The 17,616-nt window shown below is 62.9% G+C and carries 17 protein-coding genes; 7 read left to right on the top strand and 10 right to left on the bottom strand.

Going from position 1 to position 17,616, the window contains the following annotated elements; all coding sequences use genetic code 11:
- Position 1: 1 nt before the first annotated feature.
- Positions 2-907, bottom strand: a complete 906-nt coding sequence (locus JLZ96_RS19140) for a fumarylacetoacetate hydrolase family protein (protein WP_201010989.1) — start codon at positions 905-907, stop codon at positions 2-4.
- Between the two features lie 96 nt (positions 908-1,003).
- Between JLZ96_RS19140 and JLZ96_RS19145 the strand changes: the two genes are divergently transcribed.
- Both JLZ96_RS19145 and JLZ96_RS19150 read left to right on the top strand, forming a co-directional pair.
- Positions 1,004-1,753, top strand: coding sequence for an MBL fold metallo-hydrolase (locus tag JLZ96_RS19145; protein WP_236254157.1), 750 nt, complete (start codon positions 1,004-1,006; stop codon positions 1,751-1,753).
- A gap of 16 nt (positions 1,754-1,769) precedes the next feature.
- Positions 1,770-3,158: a S9 family peptidase gene (locus tag JLZ96_RS19150; protein ID WP_201010991.1), complete on the top strand. Its 1,389-nt coding sequence runs from the start codon at positions 1,770-1,772 to the stop codon at positions 3,156-3,158.
- A 261-nt stretch (positions 3,159-3,419) separates the two neighbouring features.
- On the opposite strand, the gene JLZ96_RS19155 is transcribed toward JLZ96_RS19150, so the two are convergent.
- From JLZ96_RS19155 to JLZ96_RS19170, 4 genes are read right to left on the bottom strand one after another with little or no spacing between them, the layout of a single operon-like run.
- Positions 3,420-4,265, bottom strand: coding sequence for a dioxygenase (locus tag JLZ96_RS19155; protein ID WP_201010992.1), 846 nt, complete (start codon positions 4,263-4,265; stop codon positions 3,420-3,422).
- Positions 4,262-5,356, bottom strand: a complete 1,095-nt coding sequence (locus tag JLZ96_RS19160) for a maleylacetate reductase (RefSeq protein WP_236254158.1) — start codon at positions 5,354-5,356, stop codon at positions 4,262-4,264. Before JLZ96_RS19160 ends, JLZ96_RS19155 begins: the two co-directional genes overlap by 4 nt.
- Entirely contained in the window at positions 5,353-6,342 is a 990-nt protein-coding gene (gene tsdA, locus JLZ96_RS19165) for a gamma-resorcylate decarboxylase (RefSeq protein ID WP_201010993.1), read from the bottom strand. The genes JLZ96_RS19160 and tsdA overlap by 4 nt, the downstream gene beginning before the upstream one ends.
- A gap of 46 nt (positions 6,343-6,388) precedes the next feature.
- The gene (locus JLZ96_RS19170) at positions 6,389-7,978 is read right to left on the bottom strand and encodes a bifunctional 3-(3-hydroxy-phenyl)propionate/3-hydroxycinnamic acid hydroxylase (RefSeq protein WP_201010994.1); all 1,590 of its coding nucleotides are present in this window, start codon (positions 7,976-7,978) and stop codon (positions 6,389-6,391) included.
- 143 nt (positions 7,979-8,121) lie between these two features.
- Between JLZ96_RS19170 and JLZ96_RS19175 the strand changes: the two genes are divergently transcribed.
- Positions 8,122-8,949, top strand: coding sequence for an IclR family transcriptional regulator (locus tag JLZ96_RS19175; protein WP_201010995.1), 828 nt, complete (start codon positions 8,122-8,124; stop codon positions 8,947-8,949).
- Positions 8,950-9,131: 182 nt separating this feature from the next.
- Positions 9,132-10,490: an MFS transporter gene (locus tag JLZ96_RS19180; RefSeq protein WP_236254159.1), complete on the top strand. Its 1,359-nt coding sequence runs from the start codon at positions 9,132-9,134 to the stop codon at positions 10,488-10,490.
- A 122-nt stretch (positions 10,491-10,612) separates the two neighbouring features.
- Here JLZ96_RS19180 and JLZ96_RS19185 read toward each other — a convergent pair whose 3' ends face one another.
- Both JLZ96_RS19185 and JLZ96_RS19190 read right to left on the bottom strand, forming a co-directional pair.
- Entirely contained in the window at positions 10,613-11,032 is a 420-nt protein-coding gene (locus JLZ96_RS19185; protein ID WP_201010997.1) for an ester cyclase, read from the bottom strand.
- Between the two features lie 43 nt (positions 11,033-11,075).
- Positions 11,076-12,056 (bottom strand): NADPH:quinone reductase, encoded by a 981-nt coding sequence (locus JLZ96_RS19190; protein WP_201011041.1) that lies wholly within the window; start codon positions 12,054-12,056, stop codon positions 11,076-11,078.
- A gap of 171 nt (positions 12,057-12,227) precedes the next feature.
- Between JLZ96_RS19190 and JLZ96_RS19195 the strand changes: the two genes are divergently transcribed.
- Positions 12,228-12,755: a PadR family transcriptional regulator gene (locus JLZ96_RS19195; RefSeq protein ID WP_201010998.1), complete on the top strand. Its 528-nt coding sequence runs from the start codon at positions 12,228-12,230 to the stop codon at positions 12,753-12,755.
- A 123-nt stretch (positions 12,756-12,878) separates the two neighbouring features.
- Here JLZ96_RS19195 and dmpG read toward each other — a convergent pair whose 3' ends face one another.
- The 3 genes from dmpG to JLZ96_RS19210 are packed head-to-tail and all read right to left on the bottom strand — an operon-like array spanning position 12,879 to position 15,704.
- On the bottom strand, positions 12,879-13,928 hold the full coding sequence (dmpG, locus tag JLZ96_RS19200) for a 4-hydroxy-2-oxovalerate aldolase (protein ID WP_201010999.1): 1,050 nt from the start codon (positions 13,926-13,928) through the stop codon (positions 12,879-12,881).
- Positions 13,925-14,872 carry an acetaldehyde dehydrogenase (acetylating) gene (locus JLZ96_RS19205; protein WP_201011000.1) on the bottom strand — a complete coding sequence of 316 codons (948 nt, stop codon included), beginning with the start codon at positions 14,870-14,872 and terminating at the stop codon, positions 13,925-13,927. Before JLZ96_RS19205 ends, dmpG begins: the two co-directional genes overlap by 4 nt.
- 40 nt (positions 14,873-14,912) lie before the next feature.
- A complete protein-coding gene (locus JLZ96_RS19210; protein ID WP_201011001.1) occupies positions 14,913-15,704 on the bottom strand; it encodes a 2-keto-4-pentenoate hydratase in 792 nt (263 codons plus the stop codon).
- 47 nt (positions 15,705-15,751) lie between these two features.
- Between JLZ96_RS19210 and JLZ96_RS19215 the strand changes: the two genes are divergently transcribed.
- Both JLZ96_RS19215 and JLZ96_RS19220 read left to right on the top strand, forming a co-directional pair.
- Complete coding sequence (locus JLZ96_RS19215; RefSeq protein WP_201011002.1) at positions 15,752-16,510, top strand: IclR family transcriptional regulator; 759 nt, start codon at positions 15,752-15,754, stop codon at positions 16,508-16,510.
- A 269-nt stretch (positions 16,511-16,779) separates the two neighbouring features.
- Positions 16,780-17,541 carry a GntR family transcriptional regulator gene (locus JLZ96_RS19220; protein ID WP_201011003.1) on the top strand — a complete coding sequence of 254 codons (762 nt, stop codon included), beginning with the start codon at positions 16,780-16,782 and terminating at the stop codon, positions 17,539-17,541.
- Positions 17,542-17,616: the final 75 nt, after the last annotated feature.

Raw genomic sequence — 17,616 nt, forward strand, 5'->3', positions numbered from 1 at the left:
ATCAGAGTATGGCGTGTTGGATGCTGCCGATTCCACCGATACCGAGTTCGAGTACGTCGCCGCGTTCGAGCCAGTGGCCGGTTTCCATGCCGCTGCCTCCGGGAAGGGTTCCGGTGGCGAACAATTCGCCCGGTCGCAGCGTCTCGCCGCGAGAGGCGTGCGCGAGTATCTCTCCGATGCTGTGTTGCATCCCGGCACTGGACACAGTACTCACCGTGGTGCCGTTGATCTTGACCGTTCCCCGAAGGGCGTCGATGCGCGGCAGGATTTCGTCGGCGGTGACAGCTACCTCGGACAGGGACGTAGCGAAGTGCTTGGACTTCTGCGGGCCGAATCCGCTGTCCATCTCGGCGCGCTGCACATCGCGGGCACTGAGGTCGTTCAGGACGACGAAGGCACCGATAGCTTGGAGGGCTTCGCCAGCGGTAGCGTTGAACAATTCGCGTTTCAGAACGAACCCGATTTCGAGTTCGTAGTCGAGAGCCCTGGTGTATGGAGGCGCGACTATCCCAGTTCCCGAGGGGACAAAGGTGAGCGCGTTGGACATGTAGTAGATCGGCTGGTTGTAAAACAGCGGCTTCGGCTTCAAAAGCGGGAACGTGCGCCGGGTGAGGGTCTCGACGGTCATGACCACTCGTGCCTGTCTCGGGTGGAGCCGGCGGAGCAGTCCCCGACTTGCGTCGAGGACATGTTGTTCGTAGAGCATGAAATCCCGGAACGACGCCGGCTGGAACGGCAGCAGCGTCGCACTGTTTTCGAGGTGTTCGTCGGCGCGAGCCAGTTCCCACCCGGAATCGAAAACGCGTCCGCCCAAAGCAGTTCGGTCCGTGACAGTCTGCCACGACCCACCGCTATCGCAGGCCTGCACTTCGATGCCGTCCGCGGTGCGTACTCGTCTCAACTTCAACGCCGGGGTCCTTTCGCCTGCGGAACGGCTGTTCCGTTATCCGGTGCTTACATGCTAGCTTTGGAACAGTCGTTCCGTCAGTCGTGAGGGGTGCACATGCACGAGGTTGCCGAGAATGTCTTCTGCGTGGAGGGAACTGCAGTCAACTGGGTCCTGCTACGTGATGGCGCAGCGCTGACGCTGATCGACGCGGGCTGGTCGGGAGACACGCCGCGAGTGGAGGCCTCGATTCGAGCGCTGGGCTGCCAACCCAGCGACGTCCAGGCGATATTGCTGACCCATGCACACCTCGATCACATGGGAGCCATCAACCACTTCCAAAACAGGTACGGCACCCCGGTGTTCATGAGCGCAGCCGATGCCGAGCACGCCCGCAGCGGCGATCTCGAACAGTCCCGACGCATCGATATCATCAAACGCTGTGCGCAACCTCGAGGGATGCGCTGGACGGCGCGGATCATCGGCGTGGGCGCGCTCAAACCCATCACCATCTCGCACGCGCAGCCCTACCCCCGCGCCGGTGCACTCGATCTACCCGGCACCCCGGTCCCCGTCGATTGCTCCGGGCACACCTCCGGGCACAGTGCATTTCATCTGCCCGACAAACGGGTCCTGATAACCGGTGACGCATTGGTCACCGGCCATGGCCTCTCGCCCATTACCGACCCGCAACTGCTCCCGCCGTTCTTTGCCCACCATCCCGAGCAGGCGCACACCGCGCTGGGCGTCTTGGCCGACATCGACGCCGACTGGATAGTCCCTGGGCACGGATTGCCCTGGCACGGAAAGCCCTCCGCCGCAGTCGAACTCGCGCGCCGCAACGCGGCCGTCACCGACACGCTCTGAACTGAAGGAACCCGACATGACCGACGCAACCTTCCTGCGGAAGCTGTTGGTGACCGCCTGCGCGGTCACCCGCACCACCGATCTCGCCGCCCGCACGACCGGTGCGACGCCGTTCCTGCCCGCGTTGTTCGCCCTGCGCTACGCCAACATGGGCGGACTCGACCGCGACGAGTTCGCGGATCAGTTGTCCAGGGCCCGATCGTTTCGGGACGAACGCTGGTGCAGCTACTGGGACCGGATCGCGGCCGGCTACGCCGACCACGCAGCGGGGCTCCTTCGCACTCTTGCCGTTTCCACCTCGGCTCCGATCCCCGACATCGGTAGCCCCACCGCTACCGACGCCGAAGCGCTCAACGCCCTCACCGGCCTTATCGGGCCCGCTGCGGCACTGTTCGCCGACCACGGGCCGCAACGAAGTTTCGGTGCGGTCTCCGACCTCATCGCCGTCCACGCCCCTGCCGCCGATCGACTCCGCACGACGACCGCTTTCCAGGCGATCGACGCGTGGGTCAAAGCCATCACCTACTACCAGGTCAGCGCGTTCCCCGGACACACCGAACGACGGATGTTTGCGTATTGGCGCTCCCGGCGGATGTTCGACGTCCTGATCGGCGCGTTGGCCCCGGCGCTGAATCTCACTGTCGAGTACGTCGAGACTGCAGTCTCCGGCGGCGAAACGGTGACCGGATATCTGATTCTGCCGCCGGGACAGGGACCGCACCCGGTTGTGTTGACCACCAACGGACTCGAGGGCACCGCTCAAGAAATTGCGATCCCTCAGTTGCGATATCGCGATTCTGGCATGGCGATGTTCCTGATGGAGATGCCCGGAAGTTATGCCTACACCGGGCCCATGGGCCCGGACTCCGAAGCGATCTACCACGACGTCATAGATCACCTCGTGGCGCACGATCGTCTCGACCCCGAACGGATCGCGATGGTCGGGGTCAGCTTCGGTGGGTATTGGACTGCGCGCCTGGCCGCTACCGACGACCGAATCGCCTGCGCTATCGCCTGCGGAGCACCCACTCACCACTCCTTCAGCGGCGGCGCGTTGGGCACCCCGCAGATCATCCTCGGCGCGCTCACCGACACACTCGGCGCGCGACATCCGCTCGATCTGATGCGCAGACTGTCGGCACTGTCCATCGAGGACCGCTACGCCGACATTTCGATGCCGCTGCTGGCGATCAACGGCGACAACAACACCCTGATGAACACCCAGGACAGCATCGACCTCGCCGAGACAGCGCCGCACGGGACCGTGCTGCTCTACCCCGACGACGATCATTGCGCGATGGGCCACTACCGGCAATGGCTCGACTACTCTCAGCACTGGCTCGCCGAACGCCTTCTCTCAAAGCCGATCAGCCCCCAATCAACACCGCAAGGGCAGGCCACCTGATGTCTTCCTGTTCCAGACGGTATAAGCATCGGGTTCGATGACCCCGTCCCGATGGACCGGGTTTGGTCGAGACAACCCCATTGACGCTGTCGGGCGGCGGGGCGATCGATTTCCAACCGCAGTCGTACAGGGCATGCGGCTCGGCCCGACGGGTGCTCTGCAACGCGAATCCAAGAACGGGCGAGCCGCCTCACAATACTCAGCTGGTTACAGAGTCCCACAAGTTGAGCACGTGCGAGCGGATGCTCTGACCAAGCGGCATCATCGCCAGTGAGCTGAGGGTGCAAAGTTGTATTGGGATATCCACATCGTGGCTGCGTCTGATTCGCACTTCTCGTATGTCGCGATAAGCGATTTTTTGACTCCGAATACTGCGTCTGATTCCAGGTATTCGTCGCCGTCGACGAAGGTGTGTGTCACCAACCGTTCGTAACCGTCGGCCGAGACGAGGAAGTGCTTGTGCGCCGGCCGGTACGGGTGTCGCCCGAGGCGGTCCAGCATCTCCCCGACCGGTCCGTCGTCGGGGATCGGATACGACGTGGGTTTGATGCCGCGGAAGCTGTACGTGCCGTCGGCTCCGGTGACGAAACGGCCTCGGTTGTTCCAGCGCGGTTGAATATCCGGTTGTTGGACGTCGTAGTAGCCGTCCGCGTTGTCCGACCACACGTCGATGCATGCGCCCTCGATCGGCGAGCCGTCGGTGCCGGTGACGCGCCCCTCGAACAGGCAGGGTTCGCCTTTCCCGTCGAGGCTGATGTTCTCGCCCATCTTGCGGATCGGTGCGTTCTCGACGTGAAACGGTCCGAATACCGTGCTCTCGGTGGCTCCCTCGGGTCTGCGGTGGTTGACGGCGTCGACGAGCATGGACACGCCGAGCGCGTCCGAGAGCAATATGAATTCCTGTCGTTCGGGGCCGCTGATCTGCCCGGTTCGGGTGAGGAAGTCGATGGCGAGGTCCCATTCGGCCTCGGTGAGGTTCACGTCCTTGACGAAGTCGTGCACGTGACGAACGAGGCTGCTCATGACGACGGCGACACGGTCGTCGGCGGGCACGGTCATTCGCTCGTTGACGATGTCGACGGATGCATGTTCGGTGAAGTACTTCATGAGGGTGATCCGCTCCTCGGGTTCGGGCGCGTGCCGCCGTGGGCGTCCCGTAGGACGCTGCGGATGGAATCGCGGTCCAGTGGGCGCGACGACCAGTACGGCGAGGCGATGGCCTGGTCCGCGACCAGATCCAGCTGATCGGCGGTGACGCCCAGATCCGCGAGCCGGAGCGGCGCGCCGATGTCGACCGCAAAATCGTGCAGTCCTGCGCCCGCCGACCCACCGAACATTACCGCGACGTCGGTAAGTGCCTGCGGCACAGATTCTTCGACCAACCCGATGGTGTGGGGCAGCATGATTGCGTGGGTCTGTGCGTGCGGGAGGTCCAATGCACCGCCCAGGGTGTGACACAGCTTGTGGTGCACAGACATTCCCACGCCGCCGAGGACCGTGCCGGACAGCCATGCGCCGTACAGGGCGCGGTCGCGTGCGTCCTGGTTATCGGGTTCCCGAACCAGTACCGGTAGCGCATCGCGAAGTGCTTGAAGACCTTCCAGCGCCATCAAGGTGTAGATGGGGCTGCCGTCGTGAGCGTAGGTGCCTTCGACGGCGTGCGCCATGGCGTTGAGGCCGCTGGCGACGGTGAGGTCGATCGGCATCGAATCGGTGAGATCAGGGTCGTAGACCACGGTTTCGGGGAGGATCTCCGGTCCGCGCCGCGTGGTCTTGACCCCGTTCTCGGTCTCTCCGAGAACCGGTGTCACCTCCGAACCCGCGTAGGTGGTGGGCACAACGACCTGCGGCAGTCCGGTTCGTGCCGCAATTGCCTTGCCCAGCCCTGTGGTCGAGCCTCCGCCGATGGCGACGATGCAGTCCGCGCCGAAGTTCTCCACCTCGATCAACGCCCGAGCTGTCACCGCGGTCGGTGTGTGCATTTCGGCGAGGGCGACGACGCCGACCCCGAGTGCACCCAGACTCCCCAGCAGGCGCGTCGCCTCGTCGTGCTGGTGCGGGGTGGACAGCACAACCGCCCGACTGCATCCGAGCCTCTCGACCTCAGCGGACACCGTCTTCACGCTGCCGCGTCCGAAGACGATGCGGGCGGGTGATCCGCTGTGAACGAAGGAAGACAGAGTCGTTTCCCGGATCATCGGTCGAGCTTGAACAGCGCGGCGGCGTTGCTGCGCCCGATCTTGAGTCTGTCGGCTTCGGAAATGCTGGCCGAGTCGAACCAGTTCGCCGCGTGGTCGACGTTCTCGAAAGGCCAATCGGTGGAGAACATCACGCGCTCGGATCCGAGTTCGAGAAGCGCGTCGATCAGAGTTTGGGTGCGAAAGTTGCCCGAGGTGGTGATGAAAAAATTCTCGGTGAAGTAGTCGACCATCCGACGTTTCGCGGGATAGGTGGGCGGCACGTCCACCCACGCGTTGCGATTGTCGATTCGCCACAGCATGGCAGGAATGCCCTCCCCCATGTGGCCGACCACGATGTTCAGACCGGGATGCTCGTCGAACAGACCGGATGTCATCAGTCGCAGTGCGTGTACGGCGGTCTCCTGGGCGAAGGCCCACGTCGGCCCCAGAAGCCACGGGTGGCCCTGGTAGATGCGCGCATCCTGCTCGAGCGGATTGCGCGGGTGAAGGTAGAACGGCACGTCCAGTCGTTCCACCTCGGCCCAGAAGGAACGGTACTGCGGAAGGTCGTAGTACAGCGGGGTGTTTCCGTCGTCCACGGACTCGCTCTGTGAGAACCCGTTGACCAGTGCACCGACGAATCCGAGTTCGGTGACGCATCGCCGCAGTTCCTCGGTGGCTGCGTCGGGATCCTGCAGGGGAAGGGCGGCGAAGCCGCGGAACCGGTCTGGGCGTTTGGCGATTTCCTCCGCGAGCACGTCGTTGGCGCGGCGAGCGATGTCGACGGCGCGCTTGTGGTCCGGGATAGCCTGCACAGCAGGGGCATTGAGGGAGAGAATCATGGTCTCGATGCCGTTGTCGTCCATCAACTTCAGTCGGACATCCTGGATGTCGAGCAACCGCCGCTGCAGCTCGTCCCAGTAGGTGCCGGGCACGAATCCCGCAGAGTCGTTCAGTGTCTCGGGGATGGCGAAGTGTTCTTCCAGTGCGATCTTGCCCTGCATTATCTCTCCTCGGGTGTTGTCGTTCGGTCCTGAAATTGTGGGGGTGTCAGGAGGTAGTGGCGAGCAGCGCAGGCCGGGCCGGTGTTACCGCCTCGATGAGGCTTGTCATCAACTCGGCCAGTTCGTCGCCGGTGCGGGCCAGTCCGTAGATGTAGCCGTCGGGCCGCACGATTGCTGCGACGCACTTCTGCGCGGCGAACCAACGGGTGTACACGCCGGCGGTGTCGGAGGTCGGCGCACCGTCGAACATCGAGGACACCCCGAAGACGACTTCTTTGCCACCGATGCTCGCGAACCTGTCGCGGTCGTCGACCGAGATGGTGCGTAGCGCAGCCTTTCCGTCCGACACGACAAGCCATCCGGTTCCGGCGATGTCGTCGAACAGTGCAGTGCGGGACGATGTGGAGACCAGTCCCTGGGGAAAGATATCGCCGCTGTTGGCGATCAAACCACCGGACAGCGCCGGGTACTGCAACTTGTCGGGCTTCTGGTTGGCCTTGCGAGCGGCGATCATTCGCGCATCACGTTCAGCTGCGAGGACGGGGTCCCGCATCGTTTGGACCCGGCCCAGTTCGATCGCCTTCTCGGTGATGAATCGGACGTGCGGCTCGCGTTCGGATTGATAGGAGTCGAGGAGCGCGTCGGGATGCCCGGAGAGAACCATGTCGAGCTTCCACGCCAGGTTTCGGGCGTCGCGGATACCGGACACCATGCCCTGCGCAAGGAACGGCGGCATCTGATGTGCGGCGTCGCCGGCCAGAAAGACGTTGTCTGCGCGCCACTTCGAGGCGATGCACGATCGGAAGGTGTAGTTCGCGACGCGGACGAGCTCGGCGTCGTCGGGGGTCAAGTATGCAGACACACGAGACCACACCCTGTCCTGCTGCACCACTTCGTCTCGTTGCGCGCCACTGTCGAGACGGAACGAGAACCGGTGGTGGCGCGGCCCGATGTTCACGATCGCGATCGGCTCGGCGGGGTCGCACACTTGGCGGAACGTGGGCAGCGTCGGGACGTCGCGGGAGAGTTCGAAGTCGCACACCAGCCAGTTCTCGAAGAAGCCGTAATCGTCGAGCTCCCCGCCGACGACCTCCCGGACGATTCCGTTGCCGCCATCGCAGCCGACGACGAATTCGGTGTCGACTCGGACGGTGCGGCCCTCTCCGTCGGTGGCGAGAACGGTTGTCCTGGAATCGGACTGTTCGATTCCGATCACGGTATGTCCGCGCCGCACCTCGACCGTTGGAAGCGAGGTCAGCAATCCGTCGAGCACAGACTCGACGTGCGGTTGATGCATCATGTACTGCGATGGCCACCCACTGCGGCCCGGGTTGTCGTACTCGATGTCGAGTAGAACGTCGTCCTCGGCGTTGACCCAGATGTATCCGCGCTGCACATTGACACCCGGCAGCATCTTCTCCGCGATACCGAGCTTCTGAAACGTGCGCATCGTTTCGTCGTCGAATGCTGCAGCTCGCGGCAGGTTGTAGAGGCCGCTGTACCGCTCGAGAACCACGACGCTGCGCCCCTGGCTTCCGAGAAGGGCGGCCAGCACCATGCCGGTGGGACCGCAGCCGACGACAACGACGTCAGCCGTCGTCTGGTGGCCGGCCTGCGTTGGTTCGAAAGCAGACATGTGACTGCTCCTCTCGCTGTGACGTTCTGTCGTCGAATGTGATGGCAACCACAACGCTAGAGTTCATTATTAGTGAAGTCAATGCACAGTAGTGAATTTCTTTGAAGGCCGTCGAATTCTCCCCGAGTGCCTAGGGTGGATCCGTGACCGATAACCCAGACTCCGATTCCATCGACGCCTCCGAACGCACGGGTGCTCGCCAGGGCATCCAGTCGGTCGAACTTGCGATGGGTGTCATCGAAGCGCTCGAACGAGGTCTCGGACCGATGAGCCTGACCCAGATTGCGAATGCTTCGGGCATGGCGGCCAGCAAGGTCCACCGTTACCTGGTCAGCCTCGGACGTGCCGGGTTGATCGTGCAGTCCGGCCGGTCGGGCTTGTACGACTTCGGCCCCGCCATGCGCCGGCTCGGCATCGAATCGCTACGCCGAATGGATGACGTCAGCGTCGCATCCGAGCACCTCCCAAACCTGCGTGACCGCACCGGCCACTCGATCAACCTGGCAGCGTGGGGGGATCACGGTCCGGTTCTGGTGCGGTGGGACTACGGCGCACACGCGCTACCGATCACCATCCGCGTCGGTTCGACGATGCCACTACTGACATCCGCCATCGGTCACGTCTACCTCGCGCATCTCCCCGAAACAATGGTCGCACCCTTCCTGCACGACGAACTCGAGTCGATGGGTGCCGCCGCACCCGACGCAGACGAGGTGGCGGATCTTCGCTCGCGCGTCCGGCAAAAGGGTGTCGCGACGATCTCCGGCGAGGTGATCCCCGGCGTGATGTCGATAGCAGCCCCGGTATTCCCTGCGGGCCAGTCCATTCCACTGGTGGTAGCAGTGGCGATCCCGGCAAAGATCGGCAGCGCCGAGGTGGTCGTTGCCGCTACCGAGGAATTGCTGCGCGCAACACAGGCAATCTCCGAGGATTTCGGCAGCTCGGGCACCGTGGTCGAGCGTCCCGCCTGACACGAAGACCATCGTCGCGTCGCAGCATTTGGATTCACTATTGCGCAACTCGTTTCTTTATGTTGAACTGTGATCTGCGCCATACGGGCGTCGAGCCGACCGCACATCACATGCCGTGCCGATCGACGTCGCACGTCGGCATTCGCTGCGCACCAACGACTTTGCCTCGACAGGAGATTCACGTGAGTCGCTCGACAACATCAAGCACACAGGGGCGCAGCCTGCCCCGCGCCACCAAGAGAATGCTGTATGTGACGTGGCTGGTCGCCACCCTGGAAGGTTTCGATCTCGCCATTTACGGGGCCACGGTGCCCGTCCTACTGCAGACGCCCTCGCTCGGCATGGACCGGGCGTCGGCGGGAACCATCGGATCATTGGTCGGCGTCGGCATGCTGGCCGGAGCAGCCTTCGCCGGAGCCGTGATGCATCGCGTCGGGCCTCGCAGGCTGCTGCTCGGGTCGATCGCCATCTTCACCGTCGGCATGCTGCTGTCCACGGTCGCGACGAGCGCGGAGATCTTCGGGCTCGGCCGTTTGGTCGTCGGCCTGGGCCTGGGTGTCGTGCTTCCCACGCTGAACGCCTACGTTGCCGACCTCAGCGAACCAGGACGCCGCGCCCGGCATATCGGACTGATGATGAGCGGCTACGCAATCGGTGCACTGGCAGCTCCGCTTCTCGGGGCCGCACTGCTACCCGAAATCTCCTACCACTGGCTGTACCTGATCGGCGTCATCCTGCCGCTCGTCGCTCTGCCGTTGATGTTCCGGTTGCCGGAAAGCCCGTTCCACCTGCGCCTCACCGGCCGAGATGGCGATGCGAAGCAGATCGAGAATCTTTACGGACTCGCCCATGAACCGATGGCAACCAGCACCTCAGCCGGGCGGTTCCTCGGCCTCGGCCCGCTCCTGACCAGACGACTCGCCCCCACCACCATTCTCGCCTGGGTGATGTCCTTCTGCGGGCTGCTGCTCGTCTTCGGCATCAGCGCTTGGCTGCCGTCGATCATGCAAGCCGCTGGATACTCGCTCGGCTCCGCACTGATGCAAACTGCCGCCATGTGGCTGGGCGTGTTCGTCGGAGTCATCGCAGCCGGGCCCGTGGCCGACAGATTCGGCCCACGCATCGTGGTGGTCGCAGCCTTCCTGACCGGCACGGTGAGCCTGATTCTGATGAGCCTCTCACCGCCCACCCCCGTGCTGTTCGTGCTGATGTTCGTCAGTGGTTTCGGGTTCATCGGCTCTCAGATCCTGGCCAACGCCTTCATCCTCTCCGTCTACGATCCTGAGAATCGCAGCAGCGCACTGGCCTGGGCCCTGTCGGTCGGACGCCTCGGGGCCATCGTCGGCCCAACCCTCGGTGCATTCGTTCTCGATCGGGCGAGCGGCGTCGACTGGAACTTCTACAGCTTCGCCATCGTCGGACTCGCCGGTGCCATCACCGCCGTAGCCGTTCCGCGGCCTCGAACCCGGCACTCCACGACCGATCCGATTACCGACACATCACTTGCGGATGCGGCGTCGGATTCCACTCGTCGGCCCTGAGCAGCAGGCTGCAAAGAATCAATGGGCCGCACAGTCTCGAAGAGCTGCTGAATCACAAACAATCCTGTGTCCGGTTCGAGGATGTAGTCCCTCGAACCGGACACAGGCTTTCAGCTACGACATCACGGAGCAGGTACGGCGCCGATCTGTTGCAAGATTCCCAACAGGTCCGGCTGCCCGTGCTCGCCGACGATCTGTCCGTGGGCGAGGTAGTAGAAGTTGAAGGCTTGGGCAGCGATCGTCACGCCGGTGGGCGGAACGCCGAAGAATTCGCCCGAGTGTGTGCCACGCATGGTGAATCGCGCCGCGACCCTGTCGCCCTCGATGATCGTCTCCTCCATGGTCCACTGGATGTCGGAAAAGCCGTTGCGCAACATCGCGAGTAATTCAAGGTAGCCCGAGGGTCCACGCAGTGGTTCGGGATGGGTCGGGGCACGAAAGAGGGCCTCCGGCGCGATCACTTCGTCGGCGAGCTGCTCGTCGGCGGTGTTGATGAACTCGACGAATCGCGTCATCACCTCTTCGGGGGATTTTATGATCATGTTGTTTCTTTCTGTTTTCCGAGGCGAGGCGTCTGTGTGCCGATCACTCAGGTATCTGGAGGAGGACTCGCGTCCGAGTCCCTGCGTCGACGCGATCGTGGCCGTCCGCTATTCGATCCAGGGGCAGCGGATCACCGACGGCGATGGACAGCGCACCGGTGGAAGCAGCCTCGGTCAAGTCCACCGCAGCAGCCGACTTCGCCTCTCGAGAGAAATCGTCGCTGCCCAGTAGGCGAATGGTGATGTTGTCGAACAGCATCGGCCAGAACGGCAGACTTGGACGATCCTCGCGGGTGCCGTAGGCGGCAATCACTGTGTTGTTCTTGGCAATTGCCGCATCGAATTCGATGTTGTCCGAGAACGACACTTCGACGATGCGGTCGACGCCACCTACCGCAAGATCCCGCACATGCGTCACCGCATCGTCGTCGCTCAGCACCACGACGTGGTCGGCACCGTGAGCACGCGCTAGATCCGCGTCCGCTTCGGTGCGAACAGTTCCGATAACCGTCGCCCCGTTCCACCGAGCCAACTGCGCAGCGAGGGAACCTACGCCGCCCAACACGCCGTGCACCAAGACCGTCTGCCCGGCAACCTCACCGTCACCGAACACTGCCCGGTGTGCCGTGATGCCTGGAATACCCAGGCAAGCCGCGAGTTTCGGCTCTACTGAATTCGGCAGCTCGACTGCCTGCCAGTCGGGTACGACGGTGTATTGCGCCGCGGTACCGAATGCACGATAGGACTGCGCACCGAAAACCCACACTCGCTCGCCCACTCGTGTTCGCTCGACGCCCTCCCCCACCGCGTCGATGTGCCCTGCTCCGTCGCTGTGCGGGACGACCCGCGGGTACGGCATCGACGAGCCGAGCCATCCTCGTCGTTTCTTGGTGTCGCCCGGGTTGACCGAGGACAGCGACAGTCGCACTCGAACCTCGCCTGGTCCAAGGTCGGGTGTCGGAATCTCTCCGATTCGGAAAACGTCCCGGGCGTCCCCTTGCGAGTCGTACCACGCCGCGAGCATCACACCGTGACCCGGCAGACGCTCTCGACAAAGCTTTGTGCAACATGACGCAGCCAGATGGTTCTCATCATCGACACTCCTAGACGGATTGAAACGAGATCGTTCGGTTTCGTCAGGCTACCTCGTTTCGATGTACACCTCGATACGAGGTAATTCTGACACTATGGTTCAATGTTGGAAGTCACGATCCTCGGGTTTCTCTCCGAAGGGCCCTTGCACGGATACGAACTCAAGCGCCGAGTCGTACAGCTGACGGGATATGCCCGGCCGGTGAGCGACGGCACCCTCTACCCGGCGATCAAGCGCCTGCATCGTGACGGTTTGCTCCAAAGACGTGCCGAACCCGGCGGGGGTCCGGCGCGTTACGTGCTCACCATCACCGGTGCCGGTCGAGATGCCTTGTTGGCACGTCTGCGAGATCCACAAGCCAACGAAGTCTCGGATTTCTCGAGATTCATCGTGGTGTTGACCTTTCTGTCCCTCGTGCCGTCGGTCGAGGAACAGCACGCAGTACTGCGCCGAAGACTGGACTTCCTCGAGCAGCCGGCGAGCTTTTACTACGATGGCGATCGAACCATCCGAGCGGAGGATGTCGTTGACGTCTACAGGCGTGGCCTGTTGCTTGTCGCGCGTGAAACGAGTCGCGCAGAACGAGCCTGGCTCACATCGGTACTCGACGGCTCTCCGCCTTGTCGATGACCTGCTACCTCGCAGGCACCGACGCGGTTCGGCGATCGCGCAGTTGAACCAAGCCCTGTGCATGGAAGGTGGCCGTTCACTGCTTCGCCGGTAGACCCGAGTCAATGTCCACGATCCGCTGAGTCAACCCTTCGATGCTGCGAGGTCGAGAGCGATGTCGGTGATGAGGTCTTCTTGCCCGCCGACGAGTCCGCGTTCACCGACGGCGAGCAGGATCGCGCGAGTGTCGAGTCCGTACCGCTTAGCGGCGGACTCCGCATGGCGAAGGAAGCTGGAGTACACACCGGCGTATCCGAGGGTCAGCGTCTCGCGGTCGACCTGAACAGGCCTGTCCTGCAACGGGCGAACGATGTCGTCGGCCGCGTCCTGCAACCCGAACAAATCACAATTGTGCTTCCATCCGTGCAGGTCGGCGACGGCGATGAACGGCTCGATCGGGCAGTTACCTGCTCCTGCACCGTGCCCGGCGAGAGATGCGTCGACTCTGGTGACTCCCTCTTCTACCGCCACAACAGAATTCGCGACCGACAGCGACAGGTTCTGATGCGCATGAATACCGATCTGGGTATCCGCGTCCAAGACATCCCGGTAGGCGCGCACACGGTCGCGGACACCGTTCATCGTCAACCGACCGCCCGAGTCGGTGACGTACACGCAGTGCGCACCATACGATTCCATCAACTTCGCCTGTGCAGCAAGCTGTTCGGGCTCCGCAAGATGGGACATCATCAAAAATCCGGACACGTCCATGCCGAGCTCGCGGGCTTTGCCGATGTGCTGGGCGGAGACGTCGGCTTCGGTGCAGTGCGTCGCCACTCGTACCGAGGTGACACCGAGCCTGAAGGCGTGCTCGAGTTCTTTCACCGTCCCGACTCCAGGGAGGAGCAGGGTGGTGAGTTTGGCTCGGTGCACCCCCGAGGCCGCAGCTTCGATCCACTCCCAGTCGGTGTTGCTGCCCGGCCCGTACGTCAGGCTGTGGCCGGCGAGGCCGTCCCCGTGCGTGACCTCGATGGCGTCGACGCCCGCGCTGTCGAGAGCACTGGCGACGCGGGCGACGTTGTCTGGACTGATGCGATGCCGCATGGCGTGCATGCCGTCGCGGAGGGTCACGTCCTGGATGTACAGGGCGGCACCGTCTGTCGCGTTCGGGCGAGTAGTTGTCGTTTCGGTCATCGTGCCGACTCCAAGGTCTTGTTCTCCGCGATCTTTTCGGCAACCTGTAGGGCGGCCGAGGTCATGATGTCGAGGTTGCCTGCGTACGCGGGGAGGTAGTGCGCGGCACCTTCGACCTCGAGGAACACCGAGACCTTCCACAGGCCGGGCCCCTTGTCGACGCCGCCGGTCAAGGTGGCGACGGATTCGGCGTCGTCGAGTTGAGTGAACTGCACTTCCTGCTTGAGGCGGTAGCCGGGGACATAGGCCGCGACCTTGGCAACCATGTCCAGAACGGATCGCCGGATCGAGTCCTGATCTGGGTTCGATACCAGTGCAAGGACGGTGTCGCGCATGATCAACGGCGGCTCGGCCGGGTTGAGGACGATGATGGCTTTGCCGCGGGCCGCTCCCCCGACTTTTTCGATTGCCTCAGAGGTCGTTTCGGTGAACTCGTCGATGTTCGCCCTCGTACCGGGACCTGCCGACTTCGACGCGATCGAGGCGACGATCTCTGCGTAGTGAACCGGCGTGACCTGTGAGATCGCGGCGACGATCGGGATGGTCGCCTGCCCGCCGCAGGTCACCATGTTCACATCCGGCGCACCGAGGTGCTCGTCGAGGTTGACCGCGGGAACGACGTACGGCCCGATCGCGGCAGGCGTGAGATCGATCAGCCGCTTGTTGTACGGCCGCAGGGCTTCTTCGTTGGTGACATGCGCTGTGGCCGAGGTCGAGTCGAAGATGATGTCGATGTCGGCGAACTCAGGGTGATCGATCAACCCCTGCACTCCCGAATCCACGGTGCTGATACCCAAACGGCGCGCCCGGGCGAGACCGTCGGAGGCAGGGTCGATTCCGACCAACACAGCGATGTCGACGTTCTTGGCTACACGCTTCAACTTGATGACGAGGTCGGTCCCGATGTTTCCGGACCCGATCACCGCTACTTTGGTCTTGCTCATGATGTCCTTCGATTCTGTGTGGGGGTTCGTCCGTCGTTGATCACGCTGTGAAAGTGGCTGTGACGTCGCCGATTCCGGATATGGATGCGGTGTAAGTCGAACCAGGTGTCACAGCAACCATCGGACCCAATGCACCGGAGAGGACCACTTCACCGGCACGAAGCGGGGATCCGTAGGACAGGCTGGTGTTGGCCAACCACACCAGCGCCGCCCAGGGGCTACCCAGGCAATCCGAGCCCTTACCGGCAGAAACCTGTTCACCATCCGCGATCATGGTCATGGTGACCTCGGCAAGGTCGGGCGCGTCGGCGCGAGAGATGCTCTCCCCCAAAACGTACAGGCCCGACGATGCGTTGTCGGCGACGGTATCGGCCAAGCTGATGTCCCAGCCCGCGATCCGGCTGTCCACGATCTCGAACGATGCGAACACCTGTTCCACGAACTGCGGTGCCTGCTCCGCCGTGATCGGCTCGTCGATGTCCGAGGACAAGATGAACGCGATCTCGGCTTCGATGCGTGGCTGAAGCAGTCGTGCGGAATCGACCGGACCCTCCCCGGAGACGTCGAAATCGTCGAGCAGGACACCGAAATCAGGCTGATCGACACCTAGCTGCTTCTGCACTGCTGGAGAGGTCAGCCCGATCTTTCGGCCGACTACGGTGCGACCGGCTGCAAGGAGTGCGTCGATGTTGCGTGATTGGATACGGTAGGCGGCGTCGATGTCGTTGCGTCCGATGAGGTCACGGACCGGAGCACACGGCGTGGCCGTGTTGACGGCTTCGGCCAGCCGGTCGGCCGCTTCACTGATCGTGTGTTGTTCCACTGTGGTCATGATTTTCACGCTATTCTCGCTCGGTCATCGTGGATAGGATCTGTCCCATGAAACGGGATGCTTTGTCGGTGCTGCAGCGTTCGGCGTTGGTGTTGGACGTGTTCCCGGGAGGCGACGCGTTGACGCTGGCCGAGGTGTCGACCCGCACGGGTTTGCCCCGCTCGACCACGCACCGGTTGTTGGTCGACCTGACAGAACTTGGGTGGCTTTCGCGGCGTGGCAACACCTTCGAGCTGGGGATGGCATTGTTCGAACTCGGCGAACGCGTCGGACTCAAGCATCGATTGCGCACTGCCGCAGTGCCGTTCATGCAGGATCTGTTCGCGGTGACTGGGCAGACCGTGCATTTGGCAGTTCGTGACGGCCACGATGCGGTGTACGTGGAGAAGATTCACGGCCACTCGGCACTTTCACTGCCCTCGCAGATCGGCGGCCGATTACCGCTGACATGTACTGCGGTCGGGGAGGCGCTATTGGCATCGGAGGACCCCGCGGTGCAGAACGAGATTCTCGCCCGTCCAATCCGACGCTTCACCCTACAGTCGATTACCGACGCTCGAGTTCTCACCAAGGAGCTCGATTCGATACGACGCACAGGCGTCGCCATCGAACGCGAAGAAGCCACCCTCGGTGGATGTTGCCTCGCCTCGCCGGTGCTTCAGGCAGGGAAACCGATTGCTGCACTGTCAGTGTCGGTACCCACGACCAGCTTCAAGCCTGAACTGCTCGCTCCCGCAGTACGTACTGCGGCCTTGGCGCTCGGGCGCGTGCTTACGCGTACACCCACCGAGTTATCACGGGGTTGACTGCACCCTGTATTCCGGCCACATCTTTCCCGACTTCGCGAAAGTGTCCGCGGTAGCCCGCTGTTCGAGAATCCGGGCAGGGTGAACCCGATGACGCCGCCCTGAAGCCGACTCTGAGCAGCGTCTCGCGGCGCGTAACAGTGTGGACGGCGGGGGATCTCCCACCAAATCGCTGAAATGCTAGCCTTTCTGCAGCTAGGCCGGTATGAGCCACTGCAATGTGGCCTCGAATTCCAGATCGGTACCGGCCAAGGAAGAAGGTCCTATCGATGTCCCATCACGTCGGGAGTCACCCGTCGAACCCCACACAAGATCGGACCAACCGAGTCGGCATCGGAGAACCCGTCGATGTGCGACTGTCCGGGGCACGGCTGTCCGCGGTTCTGTACGACACGCTCAAGGGGCGTCTGCTCGAGGGCGTGTATGCGGCCGGCGAAAAGATCGTCGTCGAGTCGATCCGGCACGAATTCGGTGTCAGCAAGCAACCGGTCATGGATGCACTCCGGCGTCTGTCGAGTGACAAACTGGTCGATATCGTTCCGCAGGTCGGTGTGCAGGTCGTCTCGTACACGCGCCAGGAAGTCGAGGACTTCTTCACCTTGTTCGGCGGATTCGAGGGGACCATTGCCGGCGTCGCTGCTCTGCGCCGCAGCGATGCCCAACTCCGCGACCTCGACGCCGTCTCCGCCAACGTAGACCGCTTGATCTCATCCGAGGACGCTTCGGTGCGGGCTCGTGGCTACCGAGTGCAGAACCGAGAATTTCACGCGGTGATTCACCGAATGGCTCACTCGCGCATCATGGCGGAGACCTCGCAGCGAATGTGGGACCTGTCCGATTTTCTGATCAACACCACCGGAGTCCACAATCCGCTGTCGAGTGCGCTGGACGATCGACAGCACGATCACCGCAGCATCACAGAGGCAATCCGAGCAGGTAACCAGCGTTGGGCTCGTGAAGCGATGGAGCACCACATCGTCGGGACGGTCGAGGTCATCCGCGACGAGTCCGGGCGTGACCCGACTGTGTGAGCAGAATGGCTCTCGAATTTGTGTCAGTTCATCGTCGAACTACTGCCGAAAGTTTTTGGACGATGGGATTCTCTC

Source organism: Rhodococcus sp. NKCM2511 (genome assembly GCF_014905595.1).
In the GTDB taxonomy this organism is placed as follows: Bacteria; Actinomycetota; Actinomycetes; order Mycobacteriales; family Mycobacteriaceae; genus Rhodococcoides; species Rhodococcoides fascians.

What these genes read in the sequence shown, in the direction of transcription:
- JLZ96_RS19145 (WP_236254157.1), top strand. Translation starts at nt 1,004, where the DNA reads ATGCACGAGGTTGCCGAGAATGTCTTCTGCGTGGAGGGAACTGCAGTC.
- JLZ96_RS19150 (WP_201010991.1), top strand. Translation starts at nt 1,770, where the DNA reads ATGACCGACGCAACCTTCCTGCGGAAGCTGTTGGTGACCGCCTGCGCG.
- JLZ96_RS19155 (WP_201010992.1), bottom strand. Translation starts at nt 4,265, where the DNA reads ATGAAGTACTTCACCGAACATGCATCCGTCGACATCGTCAACGAGCGA.
- JLZ96_RS19160 (WP_236254158.1), bottom strand. Translation starts at nt 5,356, where the DNA reads ATGATCCGGGAAACGACTCTGTCTTCCTTCGTTCACAGCGGATCACCC.
- tsdA (WP_201010993.1), bottom strand. Translation starts at nt 6,342, where the DNA reads ATGCAGGGCAAGATCGCACTGGAAGAACACTTCGCCATCCCCGAGACA.
- JLZ96_RS19170 (WP_201010994.1), bottom strand. Translation starts at nt 7,978, where the DNA reads ATGTCTGCTTTCGAACCAACGCAGGCCGGCCACCAGACGACGGCTGAC.
- JLZ96_RS19185 (WP_201010997.1), bottom strand. Translation starts at nt 11,032, where the DNA reads ATGATCATAAAATCCCCCGAAGAGGTGATGACGCGATTCGTCGAGTTC.
- JLZ96_RS19190 (WP_201011041.1), bottom strand. Translation starts at nt 12,056, where the DNA reads ATGCTCGCGGCGTGGTACGACTCGCAAGGGGACGCCCGGGACGTTTTC.
- JLZ96_RS19195 (WP_201010998.1), top strand. Translation starts at nt 12,228, where the DNA reads ATGTTGGAAGTCACGATCCTCGGGTTTCTCTCCGAAGGGCCCTTGCAC.
- dmpG (WP_201010999.1), bottom strand. Translation starts at nt 13,928, where the DNA reads ATGACCGAAACGACAACTACTCGCCCGAACGCGACAGACGGTGCCGCC.
- JLZ96_RS19205 (WP_201011000.1), bottom strand. Translation starts at nt 14,872, where the DNA reads ATGAGCAAGACCAAAGTAGCGGTGATCGGGTCCGGAAACATCGGGACC.
- JLZ96_RS19210 (WP_201011001.1), bottom strand. Translation starts at nt 15,704, where the DNA reads ATGACCACAGTGGAACAACACACGATCAGTGAAGCGGCCGACCGGCTG.
- JLZ96_RS19215 (WP_201011002.1), top strand. Translation starts at nt 15,752, where the DNA reads ATGAAACGGGATGCTTTGTCGGTGCTGCAGCGTTCGGCGTTGGTGTTG.
- JLZ96_RS19220 (WP_201011003.1), top strand. Translation starts at nt 16,780, where the DNA reads ATGTCCCATCACGTCGGGAGTCACCCGTCGAACCCCACACAAGATCGG.